Origin of the sequence: Acinetobacter lwoffii (assembly GCF_024129715.1) — a bacterium.
In the GTDB taxonomy this organism is placed as follows: domain Bacteria; phylum Pseudomonadota; class Gammaproteobacteria; order Pseudomonadales; family Moraxellaceae; genus Acinetobacter; species Acinetobacter lwoffii_U.
Map to the genome: position 1 here is coordinate 69,125 of NZ_JAMXXM010000011.1, position 22,791 is coordinate 91,915.

Genomic DNA, 22,791 nt, shown 5'->3' on the forward strand with positions numbered 1-22,791 from the left:
AAATGCCGACTTGACGTCGGCATTTTTGAATAACAGCTTTTTTTATACGCTCGCTTGTTCCAAAGCCTCACCCGCAATGGCGCCACCATCTTTACGGGTAATGACCACAGTTGCAGAGCGAGGTACTTTGCCTAAACGGCTATAACGCTCGCTTTGGTTGGCTGGCCATGCACCCCCTGGATGCTGAACGTTGACAAAGATCGCTTTATAGTCCGGGGTAATAGTCACGCCGGTAATTTCACAACCCGATGGACCAGTCAAAAAGCGACGAACACGATCATTGCTGAGTTTGGCACCAACAAAGGTTTCCTGTCCTTCTGCTTTGGTGCTGGCTGCAAGCGCTTTAGCACCATCACCCACAGTACCCGGAAGTGCTGCCAACATCATGCAGTTGGTTTCATCGGTGTACTGACCATCATCCGTCTGAATCCACAGAATACCGCGCGGATCGAACCACATGCCATCCGGGCTGGAGAAGTCATTTAAATCATCCAGACCTGACAGGTTGATGTTAGAGGCAGCACGTGCTTCTGCACCGAACAGGAAAATATCCCAAGCAAAACTTGTCGCTGTAACTGTGTTTTTAGCTTCACTGAAACGAATGATATGACCATTCATATTGCCTGAATTGCTGGCGCTTGAACCTTTAAAGTCGATGTAGCTACGTGGGTTGGCAGCATCAGTTTCATATGCACGACCACGGTTGCTGTTGTTGGTTAAGGTTACATACACTTCACCATTTTCGGGATTCACTGCAACCCATTCTGGACGGTCCATTTTGGTCGCACCTACATGGTCAGCAGCAAGACGGGCATTGATGACGATGTCATCTTGGCCTGCAAACGGATAGATTTCATTGGCAGCAGTTAAACCATTTTTGCCATGAGTCAGTTCTAGCCATTCACCTGTACCGTCATCATTGAATTTAGCGACATATAATGTCCCTTTATCCATGTATTTATCACCAGCGGTATAACCACCATTGACGTCTTTCGGATCCCAGACTGCTTCAGAAACAAATTTATAGATATATTCGCCGGTCGCATCATCACCCATATAGAACGCTAATGGCTGACCCGGAATAGGGTTACTACAGCGGCAATCTTCATGTGCAAAACGTCCCAGTGCAGTACGTTTAACTGGACGTGTAGTCGCGCTAAATGGGTCAATCTCTACAATGAATCCACAGGTATTCATGACATTACGATAATCTGCTAAAGCATTTGCGCCTTTAACTGAAATATCCCAACGATCATAAAGTCCTTTATCACCAGTTAATTCAGCAACAGGAGTATTCCAGCGGTATTGAGACGAACGAGCATCAGTACCACCACGACCATAACGAGATAATGAAATTTCTTCTTTTGCAATAGCGCGGGTGTCGTTGGCTTGACGAGCGAAATAACCACTCCAGTTTTCTTCAGCCGTTAAGTAAGTTCCCCATGGCGTATAACCATTACCACAGTTTGCAAAGGTACCGCGAGTCAATGTTCCATCTGGTGAGAAAATAGTTTTGACTAAGTCAGAACCACGTGCTGGTCCATTAATTTCCATCTCGGTTGCTGCAGTGATACGACGGTTAAAATTAGAATTTAAGTTGATTTTAACGTCTTGTGTATTTGCATCTTTGCTGATCTCAATAACAGAAACACCATGCGCATTCACTTCACGGAGTACCTGATCTTCTGGACGTACGCCATCGATGGTAATTGTACCTTCTGGTGTATGGAGCTGAGATTGTTGTAGGTATTCGTGGTTTAAAACAAGTAAACCTTGTGTTGATTCTTTGGCAGCATAATTTTTATTGGTTGGATGCATACCGAAGAAGCTCATACCATCATGGTTATCGCCTGAACGGAACTGGTAAGAAGCACCAGAAGCTAAGGTGGTATCGGTCTTTTCTGGATAAGCAGGGTTGATTGGATCGCCGACTGCATACAATACTTTAAGCTCATAACCTTCAGGAACACTGAAGAAGTTTTGGGTATTCTTGCGAACCGGCTCAAAGACTAATTTATTCGGACGTGCTTTTAGATCACTCCAGGCATGTTGATCTGGGCTAGTGGTATCTGGCGGTGTAGTTGGATTACTGTCAGGTGTACCAGAATCATTATCATCATCTGAACAACCACTTACTGTTGCTGCAAATGCTAATGCCATTGCCCCACTTGTAGTTTTCGCAATAAAGCTGCGGCGGCTAGTATATTGATCCAGAATCGTTTGGAAGTGCGTGTTGTTTGAGTTGTTACTGTCTTCAACCAGATCCTGGCAAGGTATCATGTCTTCATTTTTCATTTTAAAGTCCCAATTAAAAAATAAGTGCTTGGTGGTGTAGAAGTTTTCAATACCTTAAGCTTGGGATATGACAGTAATCTTAAGGAAATGTTGCATTAAAATTAAATAAATCAGTATTTTATTGAAAATTGGAAACAAAAAGACAGCCAGAGCTGCCTGAGTAAATCGATATTTTTTTTGTTTTGGATAGTTATTGTTATTTAGTCTTTAAACGACGTTTTTCAATCAGTTTCCCTGCCAGTAAACCCAGTTCAAACAGTAGCCACATTGGGACAGCCAGCATGATCATCGATAGGGCATCCGGAGGTGTAACAAACATTGCCACAAAGAAGCAACCCACAATAATAAAGCGCCGTTTCTCGATCAGAGTCTGTGTCGAAACTGCACCAATCAAGATCAGAACCAGGGTAATAATGGGAATCTCAAAAGTAAAACCAAAGACCAGAAACAGCTTTAAACAGAAGCTAAGATAACTGTTGATGTCGGTCATCGGGGCTACAGTTTCAGGCGAAACACTGATAAAAAAATGCAGAATCGAGGGCAATGCCACAAAGTAGGCAAAGCTGATGCCGGTATAAAAAAGTACGATACTGCCGATCAGAAGCGGCAAGGCCAGGCTCTTTTCCTTGGCATACAGCGCAGGCTTAATAAAGGTCCAGAGCTGATACAGGATGAACGGCATCGCGATCATCAGCGCGACAAAGAAGTTCAGTTTAAAAGGTGCCATGAAGGTTGCAGTGACATCTGTGGCAATCATGGTTGAGCTGGCAGGTAGCTGTGCCCGTAAGGGTTCAGACAACCACTGGTAAGTCTGATTGGCAAAGGGCAATAAGCAGAAAAACAGGCCAATCAGGACAGCAACCACTTTAAACAGATGCTTTCTTAAGATGATCAAATGCTGGGTAATCGGCATCTGTTCGAGGTTCAGTGCTGCAGCATCATTGGAGGCTGGTGTGGTCGGCAAGGATGTCATACGGCCACCTTCATTTCTGTATAGCGTTGTTCGGAAATCACGGTTTGAATTGCTGTAGGCTTGGGTAAATACACGGGTGATACAGGCTGTATCACCGGCTGATAGCTGAGCAAGGGCTGGACAGCTTGCGATTTTATTTTTACTTCATCGCTTACAATCGGCTGCTGCAAATTAGCCACTTGTGCCTGCATCTTGGCCTCCAGTTCCTGAATCCGCTGCATTTCAGCCTGCATCTGTTCACGTAGCTCAGACAGGCGCAATTCACGATCAAGATCATTCTGAACATTGCTCACCATACGCTTGATCTTGCCGTACCATGTTCCGACAAAACGTACTGCTTCCGGAAGCTTATCTGGCCCAAGAACCAAAAGCGAAATAATCCCGAAAATCAGCAGCTCGGTCATTCCAATATTGAGCATAGCGAACTCTTAACTTTTAACCGAATGTTCAGGAGTTTTGACCTGAGCATCAATGGTGCGTGGCTCTGCAAGCTGAGCTTGTTCTGCCTCTTCATCTTTGACTGATTTTTTAAAGTCTTTAATCGCGCCGCCGACGTCTTTACCCAAATTTTTAAGTTTCGATGTACCGAACAATAAAATCACCACAATTGCGAAAATCAGCACATGCCAAATTGATAATCCTGCCATTATTTTATCCTCTATATTTCATGCACCTATCTCAGCAGGCTTGTATGACAGCGCGGTGACGCTTTGATGACAGTTTGCCGACACGGCAACAGGGGAATGAATCACTCATATAAAAAATTTCATAATTCAATGAAAAGTATGCTGTGTTAGCATACAGCCTGATATGGAAATCTCAGCAGTATTGTCATGGCCTTGATTCTTCCCCTCCTGTCTTTTCTAATTGGTTATTGGGGGGTGCAATTTTTAAAACCGATTCGACCTTTTTTGGCTGCTTTACTGGCACGGATCCTGATTCCGGTACTCATTATCTACAATATGGTATTTTACCAAGAGGGCAGTTTGTGGTTAATTGCCTTTAGCTTTTTCTGTTCCTGTGTGTTCTTTGCCTTATTTTATTTCACCCTGAAAAATAAACTGCGTGCCTTATGCCTGAGCTATTTAAATGGGGCATGGCTGGGAATTCCTTTTGCACTGGCAGTTTTTGGCCCGCAAGCGACCAGTACTGTGGTGGCGCTGTACATCGGTGGTTCTTTGTTTGGCAATGTCTGTGCGGTGATGGCAGTCAGTGAAGCCAGACAAGATAGCAGCTATATTTTAAAAAATGTACTGCTCTCACCACCAGTGGTGGCACTGTCAGTGGCAGCCTTATTGTCATTTTGGGATTTGAGTCAGTGGCAGCAAGTCGCTTGGGTAGAGAGGCTGTATCAGGCCAATAAAGTGCTGGTGACTTTTAGTGGCATGTGTGTGTTGGGGATGTGGCTAAGTAATGTGCGGATCAGCCGCTTCGATTTAATGTGTAGTCTGCAACTGATTTTTTATAGAGGACTGTTTGCGGTTTTGCTGTGTGTTGTCGCCTATTATTATTTACCTATTCCGCAGCAGACGCTGACTTATGCTGTAATGCTGATGTTCTTTTTATTGCCTCCTGCAGCCAATATTGTAGCGCTGGAAACCCATTATCAGGGAACGGGCCATTCCGCCAAATATATTGCTTCGGGAACTTTGGCCAGTGCGATCTTGATTGCTCTATATGGGGTAATCATGCATGCGTTGATGCCAGGATTATAAAAACATAAAAAGGTCCTCTTGCCCTTAGGGCGAGAGTTAGAGAGGATGTAAAAGCTTTAGAAGAATGATTTTCCCTCTCCTTAAAGGAGAGGGTTAGGGAGAGGTGTATTTTAAAAATCTCTCACCCCAGCCCTCTCCCAAAGGGAGAGGGCTGGGGTGAGAGGAGGAACTTACTTCTCCAAACTCTTCTTAAACAACTGCATCGCCTGTCCACGATGACTGATTTTATTTTTCTCTTCCTTACTCATTTCTGCACTGGAAATTCCGAGTTCCGGTAACCAGAACAACGGGTCATAGCCAAAACCATTTTCACCACGCGCAGCTTCCAGAATTTCCCCGTGCCAGATACCCTGAAAGACTTGCGGTAAGGGATCTTCGGCATGTTGAACCAGTGCCAGTACGCAAACAAACATGCCCTCAATCACTTCACCATCTTGGCGTAAGGGTTTGAGATCGGCCAGCAGTTTTTCATTATTGGCGGCATCGTTGCCATGCTCACCGGAATAACGAGCCGAGTAAATGCCGGGAGCGCCGCCAAGAACTGGCACACAAATGCCTGAATCATCTGCAATAGCAGGTTTTCTGGAAATTTTAGAAGCATGGCGAGCCTTAATAATCGCATTTTCTACAAAGCTTAGACCATCTTCGATCGCATCTTCGATATTCAACTTGCCCTGGGCCACGACTTCAACCGGCAGTTGTAGCTCGGCAAACAGTTTTTCAAACTCGGCAATTTTACCTTTGTTATTACTTGCCAATACCAGTGTGCCTTGGGATAACCAGTCAGTTGCAGCCATGTCAAAAACTCATTATTAGATAAAGAATGGGCGCTATTTTAGCAATGGATGAAGAATTTGCGGCAATAAAAAAGCACCCGAAGGTGCTATTTATACCATTCAGCTTATTGTGCCTGAATCCATCTGTCGGCACGATCACGCGCCTGACGGATCTGCTCTTGGGTTAAATTCGCCGCCAAGGCAGTTTTTCTGCCTTCCGACAGCGTAATCACCTTATTGTCGAGCATGCCATCACGGGTAGACAGTTCATACCACTGGTAAGCGCCCATATAGTTTTTCTTTTTCTCTTCCATCATTGCCAGGTTAAAGCTGGCACGGTTATCGCCACGGCTAGCCGCTTTTTCAAAATACTGACGTGCCAGCGCTTCATCTTTTCTGGTGCCAATACCATCTGCCAGCATACGGCCGACATTCAGCTGGGCAACTGCCAGACCTTGATCGGCTGCTGCTTTATACCAGGCAAAGGCCTGACGTTCATCTTTCTGGATGTCTTTACCATACTGGTATTTGGTGGCCAGATAGAACTGTGCACCCGCCTGGCCGGCTTTCGCTGCTTTAGTCAAACTGTTGATATCCATGATGGAATACTGAGCCGCTTGACTGGCAACAGAAGGACTCGGTGCAACATAATCTGCATGGGCTTGCATGCCAAAAAGTCCCGCCAGTAGCGTCGTACTTAATAATAATTTTTTCATAGCGCGCTCACTCGATAAATTGCGACTTCACCAAATAGATTCGGGAGATGCTTGCTGAGCAAACTATCTTCTTGATTCCCGTTCACAGCGAGTCGATTAATAATTTTGATGTTATTTTCCGCACAAAGTGCTTCAAAATCACGAAATGTACATAAGTGGATATTCGGGGTGTTATACCACATATACGGCAAGGCTTCAGAAACCGGCATTCTCCCTTTGATTGCCAGGAAAGAACGGGTCTTCCAGTGGGCAAAGTTCGGGAAGGTAATAATGGCCTGTTTCCCCACACGCACCATATCACGCAATAATACGTCAGGTGCATCTACAGCCTGCAAAGCTTGTGCCATGACCACATTGTCAAAAGACTGGTCGGCAAAACGGCTTAAACCGAGGTTTAAGTCCTGCTGGATGATATTTAACCCGCGACTGACCGCAATTGCAATCTTTTCCTGATCAATTTCTAATCCGTATGCACGAATATCGTGCTTTTTACTCATTTGTGCCAGCAGTTCACCGTCGCCACACCCGAGGTCGAGTACGCTAGAACCGGGCTTGATCCACTTTTCAGCGAGTTGTTGATCGATACGCATTATACGGCCTCCTTTGGTGTTGCTTTCAGGTGTTCTTCACCACCCAGGAATGCACGCAAAGATTTTACATAGAGCGGAATAGGGAACAGGAAAGAGTCATGACCCTGTTCGGCATCAATATCCAGATAGCTCACAGGTTTATGGTTGCTAATTAAAGCATCCACGATTTCCTGTGAGCGGGCAGGAGTAAAACGCCAGTCAGTCGTGAATGACACCACCAGGAATTTGCACTGGGTATTGGCCATGGCTTTTTTGAGCGACTGTTCATATTCACGCGACGGATCAAAGTAATCCAGCGCTTTGGTCATGATCAGATAGGTATTGGCATCGAAGTTACGGCTGAACTGCTCACCCTGATAACGTAGATAGCTTTCGACCTGGAATTCGACATCGAAACCATACATAAATTTGCCTGATTTCAAATCGCGGCCAAATTTCTGTTTCATGGCTTCTTCGGACAGGTAAGTAATATGACCGACCATACGCGCCAGAATCAGACCACGTTTTGGATAGCTGTCATTTTCCAGATAACGACCATTATGGAAATCCGGGTCTGACAAAATCGACTGACGTGCCACTTCGTTAAAGGCAATATTCTGTGCAGAAAGCTTTGGAGCGCTGGCAATAATCACGCATTTTCTTAAACGGTTTGGATAATCCACTGACCATTGCAATGCCTGCATACCACCCAGTGAACCGCCAATGATGGCATCCCAGGTATCAATCCCTAAACGATCAGAGAGCAGGGCCTGGGTTTTGACCCAGTCGCGGACCGTAACCAGTGGAAAATCAGGGCCATAAGGACGGTTATCATTTTCAGGGTTTGGCGAGATCGGGCCGGTAGAACCGCTACAGCCACCAATATTATTCAGTGAAACCACAAAGAATTTTGAAGTATCAATGGCTTTGCCGGGGCCAATACATGAATCCCACCAGCCGGCTTTTTTATCATCTGCATGATGATAGCCTGCGGCATGGTGATGACCGGAAAGGGCATGACAAATCAGAATGGCATTGGACTTATCGGCATTGAGTTCGCCATAAGTTTCAACCATCAGTTCAAAACGTGGGAGGATGCGACCGCATTCAAGCTCTAACGGCTCTTCAAATTGGAACTTTTGTGGGACAACAATGCCCACTGAGTCAGCTGGAAAAGACACGGGGAGGATTCGCCTTAAATCTTTAGTATGAATAATAAAAGGATACCATTTGCCGGTATCCTTCTAAAGTCATTTTAGTGCTATGAATTATCGCAAATTCTAATACAGCCGTTTAGACCGCAGCAGCAATCACCTGATCAGTGCTTAACACACCCTGATCAATCAGGCGATTGGTCGAGGCAATAATTGCTTCAATGGAAGAGGTTACGATGTTGTCATGTACCCCGGCACCAAAGGCAGATTTACCGGTACCTTTCACTTGAAGTTCGATCAAGGCTAAAGCTTTGGCATGTGCACCCGAACTGATGCTGCGCTCTTCATAGTTTAGGACATCAATTGGTAACTGAAGTGCATCCAAAATCGCAGAAATTGGACCATTGCCTTCACCACGAACACGACGTGACTGGCCATCAATTTCAAGATCAAGCTCAATCACCTGATTGCCATTGTCATCTGACAATTTGTAGTTTTTCGCAGAATAGTGAACGTTTTTAGCATCCACATAGGTTTCCTTGAACAACTTCCAGATTTCGGTCGCGCTGATTTCAGTGCCTTGCTCATCGGTACGTTTTTGTACGATCTGAGAGAATTCAATCTGTAAACGACGCGGCAAGATCACGTTGTAGTTCGATTCTAACAAGTAAGCAATACCGCCTTTACCTGATTGTGAGTTAACACGGATCACGGCGTCATAATCACGGCCTAAATCTTTCGGGTCGATTGGCAAGTACGGCATATCCCAGATTTCTTCGTTTTTCTGGAACTCGAAACCTTTTTTGATGGCATCCTGATGCGAACCCGAGAATGCAGTAAACACCAAATCACCGGCATAAGGATGACGCGGGTGCACAGGTAAACCAGTACATTCTTCCACAGTCGCAATGATTTCATTGATGTTGGAGAAATCCAAGTTTGGTGCTACACCTTGGGTATACATGTTCAAGGCAATCGCAGCCACGTCGACGTTACCGGTACGCTCACCATTTCCGAAGACACAGCCTTCAACTCGGTCAGCACCAGCCATAATTGCCAATTCAGAAGCGGCAATGCCACAGCCACGGTCGTTGTGGCAGTGAACTGAAATGATCACGCCATCACGACGCTGAATGTTACGGTGCATCCATTCGATTTGATCGGCATAGATGTGTGGACCTGAAACTTCTACCGTTGCAGGCAAGTTTAAGATCACTTTATTGGTCGGCGATGCTTCCCAGATTTCAGTGACTGCATCGCAGACATCTTTCGCGACTTCTAATTCGGTTGCAGTAAAACATTCCGGGCTGTACTGAAATACGAATTCAGTTTCCGGCTGTTTTGCGGCATATTCTTTTACTTTCTGTGCAGCATTGATCGCTAACTGTTTTGCACCTTCAACATCAACATTCAAGACTTTGTTGCGGAATGTCGGCGAGTTAGAATTATAGATATGTACAATGGCACGTTCCGCACCTTGTAAAGATTCAAAGGTACGTTGAATCAAATGATCACGTGCCTGAACCAAGACCTCGATATAAACGTCATCCGGAATATGACCTTCTTCAATCAATTTACGGGTGAAATCGAAGTCAATTTGCGATGCTGACGGGAAGCCGATTTCAATATGTTTGAAACCGATTTTCACCAACATCTGGAACATCTTGAATTTCTGCTCCATGTTCATTGGCTCAAAGATCGCTTGGTTACCGTCACGCAGGTCGGTACTCATCCAGATTGGCGCTTTATTGATTTCGTTGTTCGGCCATTGACGGTCTGGTAAGTCCACACGTTGATACATGCGACGGTATTTTTTACTTGGATCAGCCAACATCATGAGAGAGCTCCTTATGCTAACTTGGGTACCGTAATCTTGGTTAAAGCGGTGCGTGGGTCAGCGGCATAGATTTTGTCTATTCATTGGGTTTTAGTGACAGTCTGGTTCAAACCTGAAATATGGTCTAAATATTGGTGGTTTAGCTTCACCAAATGCACTAAATGCCTTACTTATAATTTAAAGTTTAATCCACTTATCCCGAAAAGTTTTTGCTATTTTTATGGATTTTAGTCGTATGGTAATAAAGATTTTCTTATAAACTTTAAGAATTGAAAAATATTTTCACTTATTCTAAATATTGTATTTTATATTTTCTCTATTTGGGCATAATGCGTTATTTATTACGTTCAATTGTGCCACAACGCAGTATATTTTAATAAAAAATAAATCCAATGATTTTCAAAGATCATTGACCTCAGGGCATGTTTTAAAGTTCAGCCCATTTACGCATTAAATTATGATACAGATTGGTCAGTTTCATGACCTCTGCATGCTGATCGCCCAGCTGCATTCTCAGGTTTTGAATACTCTGATCCAGATTAAACAGCATATGCCGTTCTGCATCATCACGGATCATGCTTTGTACCCAAAAAAATGAAGCAATTCGACAACCGGCAGTGATTGGCGTGACTTCATGCAAGCTGGTCGATGGATACAAAATCATATCGCCGGCAGGCAATTTTACTTCGTGATAACCGTAAGTGTCTTCGACCACCAGTTCACCACCGACGTATTCTTCAGGTTCACTCAAGAAAACCGTACAGGATAAATCCGTTCTAAGGCGTTCATTGCTGCCGCGAATCCGGCGAATCGAATTGTCGACATGAAAGCCGAAAGCTTCATTATTTTCATAGCGGTTAAAAAGCGGGGGAATGATATCCAGCGGAATCGCTGCCGATAAAAACAGAGCATGCTGTCCCAGAGACTCAAGAATGATTGTGCTTAAATGCTGGGTCAGGGAATGATCTTCAGGCAGTTGCTGATTCTGTTTCACCGTTGCAGAGAGTGTACCCGCGGTAACTTTGCCGTTGACCCACTCAATCTTATTCATCTCCTCACGGAAATATTGCACCTGTTCTTTGCTCAGTACATTTGGAATATGATGCAGCACGAGAAACCCCTGAATAATCGTATTTTAAAAATAACATAGCCCCCATCAGGAGGCTATGCGGTTATATTGAATTAATATTTAAAGTTGACTGCCAGCACTGCACTACGGCCTTCTGCTTCAGTGGCATAGTGAGAGGCATAAGCTTTGGTGAAGTAACGTTCATCAGACAGGTTATTGACGTTTAATTGCAAATCAACATTTTCATTCACGTTATAACGCGCCATAGCATCATAACGGACATAACCTGGAACCCACTTGGTATTGGCTGCATCACCATAAACTTTATCCATTGCAACAGCACCTGCACCTAAAGTTAAAGCAGGTGTTACAGCATAGGTAGTCCACAGGGTTGCAGAATTTTTAGGTACATTCTGCATTTGCTTACCTTTGGCAGGGTTGTCAGGTGTACATACCCCTTGACGGTTACAGGATGGGCCCGGGTTCACAGTTTCACTGTCGAGATAAGTATAACCAGCAGATACAGCCCATTTATCTGTAATTTGGCCATTTACGCCCAGCTCAAGACCGTCTACTTGGGTGTCGCCGCCATTGGTATATGTAGCAGCATCCAGTTGAATCCGTGTATTTTGTTTTTCAGTACGGAACACGGCAGCGGTTAAACTCAGTCTTTCATTTAACACATCCCACTTTGTGCCGATTTCAAAGGTACGGCTCTCTTCAGGATCTAAGTCCATATAGGCTTGGCCAATTGCTTCTGAACCATCCCCGCCATCTACACCGACCGGATTGGCAGAAGTCGCATAACTTGCATAGATAGAACCATTTTCAACAGGTTTAAAGATTAATCCAGCCTGATAGGTCAGGAAGTCGGTATTATTTTCAATAGAGTCGCCAGTCGCATTTGTGGTTTGCTTGGTATCAAATTTATCCCAACGTAAACCCAAATCTAATAACCATTGCGGGCTAAACTCGATATTATCTAAGAGATAGACAGATGTAGTCTCGGTCGTGGTTGTCGTGAGATTTTTGTTGGCTGCGGAAGAGCCCAACCATTGATTACGTGAGTCTGGATTAGTTAATGATGTACACCATGCATCGTTGATAGCACAGTCGCTGTTGAAACCACCTGTGGTGGTACCTGGATAGCCTGGATAACTTGTTAAGTAGTTACCTTTGTCAGATTTTTGATCTGAGTACTCTGCACCCATATTAAAGCTATGCTTGAATGCACCTGTATTAAACTTACCTGTCAAAGCAAGCTGGTCGGTAAAGATGTTGGTATCAGTAATACGTGAGTTTATACGACGCCAGACTTTATCATTTAGCACGTTACCTTTGGAGTCATCTGGCTGGGTCCATAAGTAGTCATTTTTGGCAGTGCTATATACCGCTGTATTACTCAGGGTCAGGTTATCCGTTAAATCGTGTTCCAGTTTAATGGTGCCGATCTGATTTTCCTGTTTCTGGAAATCACGACTTAATAAACCATAATAAATGCCCTGTTTTACATCAACAGGTTTACCGATGGTGGCTTTTTTTGCCGCATCATACTTATAAGGAACACCTGAATCCGGCGTGTCATCCGATTTTAAATAGTAATAACTTAAAGTCGCGCGGGTAGGGGTGTCCAGACCAAATACAATACTCGGTGCAATACCGGCACGTTTATATTCGGCACCATTTTTCTGGCCAGCTTTTTCATTATGGTGACCCATCACGGCCACACGTGCTGCTATACCATTTCCAAAATCTTTATTGCCATCCAAGGTTATGCGTTGATAGTTGTCAGTACCACCCGCGACAGAACCTTCTAGAAAGTCACCCGCTTTAGCAACTTTAGAAATCATGTTGATACTACCACCAGTCGTTCCTGCACCGCCCATAGCAGATGCAGAACCTTTGGTGACTTCAACCTGTTCGACAGCAAACATTTCACGGTTCTGTGAAGTGGCGTTGCGTACGCCGTCTACATACATGGAACTTTCAGAATTATAACCCCGAATAAAAGGACGGTCACCGTTTGGGTTACCACCTTCACCTGCGCCCAAGGTAATCCCCGGAACTGTACGTAGTGCATCAGCTAAAGTCGTCACTTGTGTATCTGCAATCAGCTGTTTTGAAATCACTGAAACTGATTTGGGTGTGTCGAGTAAAGGGGCTACAAATTTGCTATTCGCAGATTGATCTACTTTTAAACTGGGTGCTTTTTCAGCTTTGACTTCTTGATGAATAGTCTCTAACTGGATCACCTGTTCTTCTGCCATCGCAGATGCAGCTACCATTGATAAAGATGAAACAATTGCAGAGGAAACGATTTTTTTACGTGTTTTAATGAAGGTCATGTTAAACCTAATAAATGAATGCTAAAAATGTATGCGAATAATAATGATTCTTGTTTTTATTTTTATCTTTTTATCATGGGAATTCATGATCTTTAAGAAAATATTAAATGAGTTTATAAATGTAATATTATAACAATAAATAGTTAAGTTTATGTTTTTAATAAATATTGATAAATCAATCTGATTGTTAAATTTTTATTGAGAATAATGATGTCTATAAAGGGACATAAATTAGGGATTTTTCGTGGAGTACTAATCTAGCGATAATAAAAAACCCTGCCAGGGCAGGGTTTTAAATAACTTTCACTTAAATATTAGAAGTCATATGAAACAGATAGCCAGTAGTTACGGTCTGGAATATAAGTACCCGCTAAACCACTCGTCGTTTTAGTATATAGGAAAGCATTTTCAACTTCGTTATCACTATTAATAAATGACTTATAGTCGCCAAAGTCTTTGTTCAATAAGTTATTCACACGACCTGAAACAGTAACTTGATTGTTGACTTTATAAGATGCACCTAAATTAAATAGCTCATAGGCTTTTAACTTATTGCCGACAGCATCAATTTCACGACTTACATTGACATCGCTTAAATCAGGATCTATGAAACGTACACGGTCAGATTTATATTCAGCTTCTAACCAGGTAGTGAACTTATCATTCACATACCAAGTTCCTGTGAAGTTCAAAGCGTGACGAGGTGTATTTTCAATAGGATTACCTTTATTTTCACCTTCGGTAATTTCAGACTCTAACCAAGTATAATTTGCTTTTACATCAAAGCTTGGAGAAATTTCATATTTAGCACTAAGTTCCACACCGTAGCTTTCAGCTTCGCCTGCATTGCCTTTAAAGCTAAAGTTTTGCTGATTATCAAAACTGCCTACAGTCATGCAGTTGTTTGCAGGTGCTTGTCCTGTTGGGCGACCTGCCCATAAACAGTTTTCAACGACGCGTGCATCACTGATGATAATATCTTTAAACTGAGTAAAGAACGCAGTGGTAGCTAAAGAGAAATTAGACAAGTTGTCGTAAACGAAACCAAGTTCATAGTTTGTGGTTTCTTCAGGCTTAAGATCTGGGTTGCCCAAAGTCACGTTTCGGCCTTGTGAGCTAAAACCATTGATTCCATTATGAAGGTCATTCGCTGTTGGAACTTTATAGCCAGTACTTACACCACCTTTTAAAATCCACTGATCATTGGTGTTCCAAACTAAATATGCGCGAGGTGTAAAGTGACCACCAAAAGCACTATGGTCTTCGTAGCGACCACCGAAAGTGAATGCAAGAGAATCCGTTAGATTCCACTCATCCTCAGCGAACACAGACCAAGAATCCTGTTCAAAAGCAACTCCATTACCTGCTGAGTTATCGATGGTTTCACCATCTTTATATTCAACACCAGTCGTAAGTTTATGGTTGCCAAGTGTTGAAATAATACGAGAATCAACGGTTAGGTCTTTATTTTCTAAAATACGATCTTGTGTACCATCTGAATAATAATTGTATTCAGGTACATTTCCTTTTGGAAGACGACGGCCTTCTTGTTCAGAAGAAACATAGCTTGCAAATGTTTTCCATTGACCTAAGTTAAGCTCAGCATCTACACCTGCAGAAATACGATCTCTTAAGAATTTGATCTCGTCTTTATATGAACCAATCCCTGATGGTAAACCTGTCGTACGGTTGAATTCGTAAAGTTCACCTAAACGGGCATCACTATTATCAAAACGTTGTTTAGCATGATCAAAGTCTACCCAAGTAGAGACGTTATCATTTATATTTAGCGTAAGTTTTGTACCCACAGCATAATTATTTGCTTCTACTGTACGTGGGTCACGACCTTGGCTACCTTCATCAATAGTTTTTGCGGGTGTAACAAGTCGATCTGATTGATCGCGGTGGAAAAACTCGCCACGTACTTGTATACCAAGTTTATCTTGAATCACTGGACCATTAACAACTGCACTGGTTTTCCAGTTATTACCAATATCAGAATTTTCTTGAATATTCTGTTCAACAGAAACGTTACCATTCCATTCTGATGCAACTTTCTTGGTAATAATGTTAATGATACCGCCCATGGCATCAGAACCATAGAGGGTAGACATAGGCCCACGAATGACTTCAATACGTTCAATAGAAGCTAATGGTGGCATAAAGCTTGTACTAAATTCACCAAAACCATTTGGACCAACTGAACCAGAAGTATTCTGACGCTGACCATCGATCAAAATAAGAGTGTAAGATTGATTCAGACCACGCATTTGGATATTTAAACCACCAGTTTTGCCTTGGCCATTTCGTACGTCGACACCTGGTACTTCACTGAGCGCATCTGCAATACTGGTAATACCTTTTTTCTTTAAGTCTTCTGCAGTTACTACACTAATAGAGGCAGGCGCATTTTTTATATCTTGTTCAAAACCTGCTGCTGAAACCACAATCGTAGACATTTGATGTGTTGTTGTAGGAGTCGTTGTCTCATTCACAGTCTCTGCAAAAGCAGATGTTGCTGTAACCCCAAGAATTGCCAATGTAAGTGGACGAAGACTAAAACTATGCATGACCAAATTCCCGAACCGAAGAATAAATTAGTATTGTTGCTCAAATAAGAAACTGGATATTAATGATAGTATTTATCATTTGCAATAAAAATATACATTTTCTCCATTTAAATTGGGTTGACTGGGCATCTGGAAAGATGGCAATTCAAATAAAAAAAGGGCTTAAAAACTGGAACTCGCGCGTATTTTTTGTATATCCTTAAATGTTGTCATATAATGTGGCACATTTTTATAAACCTGTTATAACCTAATATATAGAGGAAGCCATGCAAGTAACTTCTGAAGCGGTTTCGGGCGTTGCCCGTCGTTTAAATGTTTCTGTACCGACGAGCCGTATTAATGAGCAATTTGAAGCTCGTTTAAAACGCACTGCTAAAACTGCGAAGATCAACGGCTTCCGTCCAGGTAAAGTGCCTGTAAACGTAGTTCGTCGTGAATACGGCGCGGGTATCTACCAAGAAGTAGTAAACGATATTATTCGTGACACAGTTTTCGAAGCGATCCAGCAAGAAAAAATCAATGCTGTGGGCATGCCAAACATCGAAAAAACTGAAATGAAAGACGACGCGCTGGTATATACAGCGACTGTTGAAGTTTATCCAGAAATCGAAGTGAAATTCGACGGCTTGGAAGTTGAGCGTAAAGCAGCTGAAGTAAATGACAAAGATGTTGAGAAGATGATTGAAAATCTTCAAAAACAACGTGCTGCTTGGGCTGAAACAAAAGGCATGGCTAAAAAAGACATGCAAGTAACTTTTGATTTCGAAGGTTCAATCGACGGCGAAAAATTTGAAGGTGGTTCTGCGGAAGACTTCAAACTTGTTCTAGGTTCTGGTCGTATGATCCCTGGCTTCGAAGACGGTATCGTTGGTATGAAGAAAGGCGAAGAGAAAGTGATTGATGTAACTTTCCCTGAAGACTACCAAGCTGAAAACCTTGCTGGTAAACAAGCTCAGTTCAAAATCACTGTGAAGCTTGTTGAAAAACAAAAACTTCCAGAAATCGATGCTGAATTCCTGAAAGTCTTCGGTGTATCTGAAGAAGAAGGCGTTGAGAAGTTAAAAGCTGACGTTCGTAAAAACATGGAACGTGAAGTGAAGAACGGCCTTCGCAACCAGGTTAAAGGCGCGACTTTCGATGCACTTGTAGCTGCAAACGAAGTTGAACTTCCTGCTGCTATGCTTGCTCAAGAAATTGACCGTCAACGTCAACAAATGATCCAGCAGTTCACACAGCAGTTTGGTGCTCAAGGGGCGAAAGCATTTGATTCAAGCATGCTTCCAGACGAATTGTTCAAAGAACAAGCTGAAAAATCTGTAAAACTTGGCGTACTGGTAAGCCGTGTTTTAGCTGATGCGAAAATTGAAGTAGATGCTGCACGCGTTGAAGCGTACATCGAAGACATGGCTTCTTCTTATGAAGATCCAAACGAAGTAATTGAATACTTCAAAAACGATGCGCAACAACGTGCCCAAATCGAAGCAGTTGTACTAGAAGACCAAGTTGTTGATTACATTTTGGCTTCTGCTAAAGTAACTGATGCGACTGTAAGCTATGAAGACTTATTGAAAGAGCAGCAAGCTCGTCAACAAGGCTAATTTAGCTTTCGATAAAAAAGGCGCTTAATGCGCCTTTTTTTCATATTGATGCCTGAAAAAAGCATTTCTGTTTTTCACAAAACTAATGCAAAAAATATAATGGATTTGTTGGCGAATTTTTTGCAATTTCAGTGATTATCCCTCATATTGTGATTATGGGTTAGGTCACAAAAAATTTAGGAATAAATAAACGTATGTATGTTCCAACGATTGAAAACGCTTTAGTGCCAATGGTGGTAGAACAATCCTCTCGTGGTGAGCGTTCTTTTGATATTTATTCACGCCTTTTGCGTGAACGTGTAATTTTTATGACGGGCGAAGTTGAAGACAACATGGCGAACCTGATCGTTGCGCAAATGTTGTTTTTAGAGGCGGAAAATCCAGATAAAGATATTCATCTATATATCAATTCACCAGGCGGTTCGGTAACTGCGGGTATGGCGATTTATGACACCATGCAGTTTATCAAACCTGATGTCGTAACGTACTGCATGGGTCAGGCAGCATCAATGGGTGCGTTCCTGCTGAATGCCGGTACTAAAGGCAAGCGTTATTGCCTTGAAAATGCCCGTGTCATGATTCACCAGCCATTGGGTGGTTTCCGTGGTCAGGCTTCAGATATTGAAATTCATGCACGTGAAATCCTGTTTATTAAAGAACGTTTAAACCGTTTAATGGCTGAACACAGCGGTCAGGATTACGAGAAAGTTGCACGTGATACAGACCGTGACAACTTTATGACTGCTCAGCAAGCGAAAGAATACGGTCTTGTGGACGAAGTTTTAACTAAACGTCCATAAGTTTTAAAGATTGAGATAGTGGAGTAAATATGTCCGAACATCCTCAAGGACAAAAGCATTGTTCATTTTGCGGTAAAACGCAGTCTGAAGTCGGGAAGCTGATTGCAGGCGAGGACGCATACATTTGTAACGAATGTGTGGACGTATGCTTAGATTTGGTTCAAACCAGTCAGCAGGTGGAAACCAATGACTGGGCCAATCGTCCTTTGCCGAAACCGCATGAAATTCGTGCGGCCTTGGATCAATATGTGATTGGTCAGGACGTCGCGAAGAAAACCTTGTCAGTAGCGGTTTATAACCATTACAAGCGCTTGAAAGTGCAGAATAATGGCAAGAAAGCTGATGATTCAGTCGAGCTTTCAAAAAGTAATATTATGTTGGTTGGTCCGACAGGATCGGGCAAAACCTTGCTTGCACAAACGCTGGCACGTCTTCTTGATGTTCCATTTGCCATGGCAGATGCAACGACACTGACCGAAGCCGGTTATGTGGGTGAAGATGTAGAAAACATCGTACAGAAGCTTTTGCAAAAAGCAGATTACGATGTCGAAAAAGCGCAAAAGGGGATTATCTATATCGATGAAATCGACAAGATTACCCGCAAGTCTGAAAACCCATCCATCACGCGTGATGTATCGGGTGAAGGCGTTCAGCAAGCATTATTGAAAATGATTGAAGGCACGGTTGCATCAATTCCGCCACAAGGTGGACGTAAGCATCCGCAGCAAGAATTCATTCAGATTGATACCTCGAACATCCTGTTTATCTGTGGTGGTGCATTCTCAGGACTTGAGAAAATTGTGCAGCAGCGTCAGGAAAAAGGTGGTATCGGCTTTACTGCGGAAGTGCGTAAAAAAGATGAAACTAAGAAGCTGTCTGACTTGTTCCGTCAAGTTGAAGCAACTGACTTGGTGAAATTTGGTTTGATTCCAGAATTTATTGGTCGTTTGCCAGTGATTGCCACTTTAGACGAGTTGGATGAAGAAGCACTGATGCAGATTCTGACTGAGCCGAAGAATGCTTTGACCCGTCAGTATCAACATCTGTTTGATATGGAAGATGTGGATCTGGTTTTTGAAGAATCGGCATTACGTGCAGTGGCTAAGAAAGCAGTTGAGCGTAATACAGGTGCACGTGGTCTACGTTCGATCCTAGAAAATTCATTGCTGGAAACCATGTATGATTTGCCAAGCCGTAGCGATGTCGGTACTGTCGTGATCAATGAAGCAGTGATTAAAGGGGAAGCAGAGCCGGAATACCGTGCCGAGCGTCAGCCACATGATCAGCAAGAGACTGCGACAAAAATAGATTTAAAGGTCGTGAATAGCAAATCCGCTTAATTGCTATTCGTCCGAAACGTGCGAAAACTCCGTGTTTTCGCACGTTTTTTATTTCCAAAAATAAAGCTCGGTGTTAATCTGATTCACTAGGCGTGGATGCCTAAAACTTATAAAAAAACAAATTGCAAAGCACTTGCATACAAAAGAATAAAGACGCAGTGAGGGATAAGCATGCGTGGAGTCGCAATTGTACTCATCAGCAGTTTGGCATTGCTGGGGTGTCATGGTAAGAAAGCCGTCGTTGAGCCTACACAGCCACTCAGCACTTTAAAAAATATCGATCTTGAAAAAAAACCGGGCTTCGTCGAGCAGCATCGTATCGGCATGTTCACCATTGGCGGTTGGGTCAATCAAAAGCAGGGCAACCAGTTTCAGACGGTGAAACCGCAGCATGATGAAGCCGCCATCGTGTATTTATACCGGCCCGATTCTAAATGGAATCGTCAGGAAATTGTCGCTGCCAGCCTGTTTATCAATCAAGAACATATTCCAAGCTTATTGCACAACCATTATTACTGGATTGAAGTGCCTGCAGGGACCTATCGTTTGAGTACCAGTCGACCGCTAGGCGCGCTGCATTTCCAGAAACCTAAATATCTGGATTTTACTGTCGAAGCGGGACAGTCTTATTTTATTAAATATGATGAAGAGAATATCAGTACACGCCGGAGTGTTTCAGGGCCACTCATGCTGATGCCGGAAAAAGTTGGTCTGAACGAAATTGCTTTTACTCAGCTAAAATCAGACAGTTTTAACTTTGTGGCACAAGATCAGGAAACAGGCCAGATTCGTAAAAAAGCCCAAAAAATTGAACCGACTGCTTATGATCCATCATTAGATGTACAGTTGAAAGCACCTTTTAAACTTTGGGATCCACGGACTTGGTAATTTGGACATTTCTTTAAGCAAACACAATAAAAAAGCACCCATTCAGGGTGCTTTTTTTCTTGCAGTAAAAATTAGCCCGCAGCAGCGTCAACTACTGGAATCTTACCAATTTTTGCTTGCCAGATTTTAGGTGCAGTCGCGTGAATAGAAGTACCATTCACATCAACTGCTACCGATACCGGCATATCTTTTACCACAAACTTGTAAATTGCTTCCATACCTAGGTCAGCAAAGGCAACCACTTCAGCTTCACGGATGGCTTTAGATACTAAGTAAGCAGCACCACCGACAGCCATGAGGTAAGTTGCCTGGTTGTCTTTAATGGCTTCAACGGCAGCAGGACCGCGGTCTGCTTTACCGATCATGCCGAACATGCCAGTTGCCTCAAGGACTTGGCGTGTGAATTTGTCCATACGCGTAGCCGTTGTTGGACCTGCAGGACCAACGACTTCATCACCGACTGGATCGACTGGACCTACGTAGTAGATAAACTTGCCTTTCAAGTCAACAGGAAGTTCTTCACCGTTGTTCAGCATATCCACCATACGTTTATGCGCAGCGTCACGGCCTGTATAGATTGTACCGTTAAGAAGAAGTGTATCGCCTGGTTTCCAGCTATTCATTTCTTCTTGGGTAATCGTGTCAAGGTCAACACGTTTAGAAGATGAAGAATCCCAAGTCACAGCAGGGTAGTCTTCAAGTTTAGGTGCTTGAATATGTGCAACACCTGTACCATCTAACTGGAAGTGTGCATGACGAGTCGCAGCACAGTTCGGGATCATACCAACTGGTTTACCTGCAGCATGACATGGATAATCTTTGATTTTAATATCAAGTACAGTGGTTAAACCGCCAAGACCTTGTGCACCAATACCCAAAGCATTTACTTTTTCGAAGATTTCGATACGAAGCTCTTCCATTTTGCTTTGTGGACCACGACGAAGCAATTCGTCCATGTTGATCTCTTCCATCAATGCTTCTTTGGCAAGCATCATGGCTTTTTCAGCAGTACCACCGATCCCGATTCCCAGCATACCTGGTGGACACCAGCCTGCACCCATGGTTGGAACAGTTTTCAGTACCCAATCCACGATTGAATCAGATGGGTTTAACATTGCCAGTTTAGATTTGTTTTCTGAACCGCCACCTTTGGCTGCCACAGTGATATCTACTTTATTACCAGGCACAAGCTTGTGGTAAATCACGGCAGGAGTGTTGTCTTTGGTATTTTTACGACCAAATGCAGGATCGGCTAGAACTGATGCACGAAGCACGTTCGAGTTTTCTAAATAACCCTGACGTACGCCTTCATTGATTGCATCATCCAAACTCATGGTTAAATCGAATTTAACGTCCATGCCCACTTCAACAAATACGTTGACGATACCGGTATCTTGACAGATTGGGCGGTGGCCTTCTGCACACATGCGTGAGTTAATTAAGATTTGTGCGATCGCATCTTTAGCAGCTTTGTTCTCTTCACGATCATACGCACGGCTCATCGCTTGGATAAAGTCTTGTGGGTGATAGTAAGAAATGAACTGAAGCGCATCTTTAACCGATGTGATCAAGTCATCTTGCTTGATAATAGTTGTCATACAAATATCTCTTGAGCGGGCTGATAGCTAGCGGGCTAAATTATAAGACAAAAGAATCGGGTTGTGGGCATTTTGGGCGAGCATTGGCCGAAAGTTTATAGTTTAAGCAATCTGAGCAAGCACTTTAGCTATTCCATGGGTCAAATATGATAGCCAGTTGTCATATTCAGTGTCATATTTCAGATAAAAAATATGCATAATTTTGATGATTTTTTCTCAAGTAATTGAATTTTATTGTTTATTTAAAATTTAATAAAAAACTAGATTGTCATATAACTGTCATAAAACTTTTACATAATGCAGCTATTGAAACGGGAGATCCTAACAATGGTTACAGGTATTTTGATGGCAGCTGGTTTTTGTGTATATATCGCTGCAACTTGGATGTATGGTCAGAAAGAAGATCAAGCCTAAGCTTTATCTTCTTTTTTATTTGAACCCCTCAAAGAATTAACCTATCTTCAAATCTTCAAATCTTCAAATCTTCAAATCTTCAAATCTTCAAATCTTCAAATCTTCAAATCTTCAAATCTTCAAATCTTCAAATC

Annotated in this window: 18 protein-coding genes; 5 read left to right on the top strand and 13 right to left on the bottom strand. The window is 42.9% G+C overall.

Going from position 1 to position 22,791, the window contains the following annotated elements; all coding sequences use genetic code 11:
* Positions 1-42: 42 nt before the first annotated feature.
* The 4 genes from NI462_RS09040 to tatA form a co-directional block, all read right to left on the bottom strand.
* Complete coding sequence (locus NI462_RS09040) at positions 43-2,295, bottom strand: PhoX family protein (RefSeq protein ID WP_253160221.1); 2,253 nt, start codon at positions 2,293-2,295, stop codon at positions 43-45.
* A 196-nt stretch (positions 2,296-2,491) separates the two neighbouring features.
* Positions 2,492-3,268 (bottom strand): twin-arginine translocase subunit TatC, encoded by a 777-nt coding sequence (gene tatC / locus NI462_RS09045; protein WP_253160223.1) that lies wholly within the window; start codon positions 3,266-3,268, stop codon positions 2,492-2,494.
* Positions 3,265-3,687, bottom strand: a complete 423-nt coding sequence (tatB, locus tag NI462_RS09050; RefSeq protein ID WP_005245947.1) for a Sec-independent protein translocase protein TatB — start codon at positions 3,685-3,687, stop codon at positions 3,265-3,267. The genes tatC and tatB overlap by 4 nt, the downstream gene beginning before the upstream one ends.
* A 9-nt stretch (positions 3,688-3,696) precedes the next feature.
* Positions 3,697-3,915, bottom strand: a complete 219-nt coding sequence (gene tatA, locus NI462_RS09055) for a Sec-independent protein translocase subunit TatA (RefSeq protein WP_005245949.1) — start codon at positions 3,913-3,915, stop codon at positions 3,697-3,699.
* 186 nt (positions 3,916-4,101) lie between these two features.
* Between tatA and NI462_RS09060 the strand changes: the two genes are divergently transcribed.
* Positions 4,102-4,983, top strand: coding sequence for an AEC family transporter (locus NI462_RS09060; RefSeq protein ID WP_253160225.1), 882 nt, complete (start codon positions 4,102-4,104; stop codon positions 4,981-4,983).
* 170 nt (positions 4,984-5,153) lie between these two features.
* Here the strand turns inward: NI462_RS09060 and rdgB are convergent, their stop codons facing one another.
* The 8 genes from rdgB to NI462_RS09100 all read right to left on the bottom strand — a co-directional run bounded on the left by rdgB (position 5,154) and on the right by NI462_RS09100 (position 16,019).
* The gene (rdgB, locus tag NI462_RS09065; RefSeq protein WP_253160227.1) at positions 5,154-5,780 is read right to left on the bottom strand and encodes an RdgB/HAM1 family non-canonical purine NTP pyrophosphatase; all 627 of its coding nucleotides are present in this window, start codon (positions 5,778-5,780) and stop codon (positions 5,154-5,156) included.
* Positions 5,781-5,884: 104 nt separating this feature from the next.
* Positions 5,885-6,475 (bottom strand): tetratricopeptide repeat protein, encoded by a 591-nt coding sequence (locus NI462_RS09070; RefSeq protein ID WP_004647420.1) that lies wholly within the window; start codon positions 6,473-6,475, stop codon positions 5,885-5,887.
* Entirely contained in the window at positions 6,472-7,065 is a 594-nt protein-coding gene (gene metW / locus NI462_RS09075) for a methionine biosynthesis protein MetW (protein ID WP_004278415.1), read from the bottom strand. Before metW ends, NI462_RS09070 begins: the two co-directional genes overlap by 4 nt.
* Entirely contained in the window at positions 7,065-8,225 is a 1,161-nt protein-coding gene (gene metX, locus NI462_RS09080) for a homoserine O-succinyltransferase MetX (RefSeq protein WP_071852261.1), read from the bottom strand. The genes metW and metX overlap by 1 nt, the downstream gene beginning before the upstream one ends.
* 112 nt (positions 8,226-8,337) lie before the next feature.
* Positions 8,338-10,035 (bottom strand): 2-isopropylmalate synthase, encoded by a 1,698-nt coding sequence (gene leuA, locus NI462_RS09085; protein ID WP_253160229.1) that lies wholly within the window; start codon positions 10,033-10,035, stop codon positions 8,338-8,340.
* Between the two features lie 427 nt (positions 10,036-10,462).
* A complete protein-coding gene (locus NI462_RS09090) occupies positions 10,463-11,146 on the bottom strand; it encodes a Fe2+-dependent dioxygenase (RefSeq protein ID WP_005267475.1) in 684 nt (227 codons plus the stop codon).
* Between the two features lie 71 nt (positions 11,147-11,217).
* Positions 11,218-13,449, bottom strand: coding sequence for a TonB-dependent receptor (locus tag NI462_RS09095; protein WP_253160231.1), 2,232 nt, complete (start codon positions 13,447-13,449; stop codon positions 11,218-11,220).
* Between the two features lie 314 nt (positions 13,450-13,763).
* Positions 13,764-16,019 carry a TonB-dependent receptor domain-containing protein gene (locus NI462_RS09100; protein WP_253160234.1) on the bottom strand — a complete coding sequence of 752 codons (2,256 nt, stop codon included), beginning with the start codon at positions 16,017-16,019 and terminating at the stop codon, positions 13,764-13,766.
* Between the two features lie 266 nt (positions 16,020-16,285).
* Here NI462_RS09100 and tig point away from each other — a divergent pair, with 266 nt between their 5' ends.
* From tig to NI462_RS09120, 4 genes are all read left to right on the top strand, one after another.
* Positions 16,286-17,617 (top strand): trigger factor, encoded by a 1,332-nt coding sequence (gene tig, locus NI462_RS09105; protein WP_129716349.1) that lies wholly within the window; start codon positions 16,286-16,288, stop codon positions 17,615-17,617.
* A gap of 194 nt (positions 17,618-17,811) precedes the next feature.
* The gene (clpP, locus tag NI462_RS09110; protein WP_004647427.1) at positions 17,812-18,417 is read left to right on the top strand and encodes an ATP-dependent Clp endopeptidase proteolytic subunit ClpP; all 606 of its coding nucleotides are present in this window, start codon (positions 17,812-17,814) and stop codon (positions 18,415-18,417) included.
* A gap of 29 nt (positions 18,418-18,446) precedes the next feature.
* Positions 18,447-19,757 carry an ATP-dependent protease ATP-binding subunit ClpX gene (gene clpX / locus NI462_RS09115; RefSeq protein ID WP_004278407.1) on the top strand — a complete coding sequence of 437 codons (1,311 nt, stop codon included), beginning with the start codon at positions 18,447-18,449 and terminating at the stop codon, positions 19,755-19,757.
* Positions 19,758-19,928: 171 nt separating this feature from the next.
* Complete coding sequence (locus tag NI462_RS09120) at positions 19,929-20,645, top strand: DUF2846 domain-containing protein (protein WP_004729543.1); 717 nt, start codon at positions 19,929-19,931, stop codon at positions 20,643-20,645.
* Between the two features lie 71 nt (positions 20,646-20,716).
* Here the strand turns inward: NI462_RS09120 and NI462_RS09125 are convergent, their stop codons facing one another.
* The gene (locus tag NI462_RS09125; RefSeq protein ID WP_004278405.1) at positions 20,717-22,243 is read right to left on the bottom strand and encodes a fumarate hydratase; all 1,527 of its coding nucleotides are present in this window, start codon (positions 22,241-22,243) and stop codon (positions 20,717-20,719) included.
* Positions 22,244-22,791: the final 548 nt, after the last annotated feature.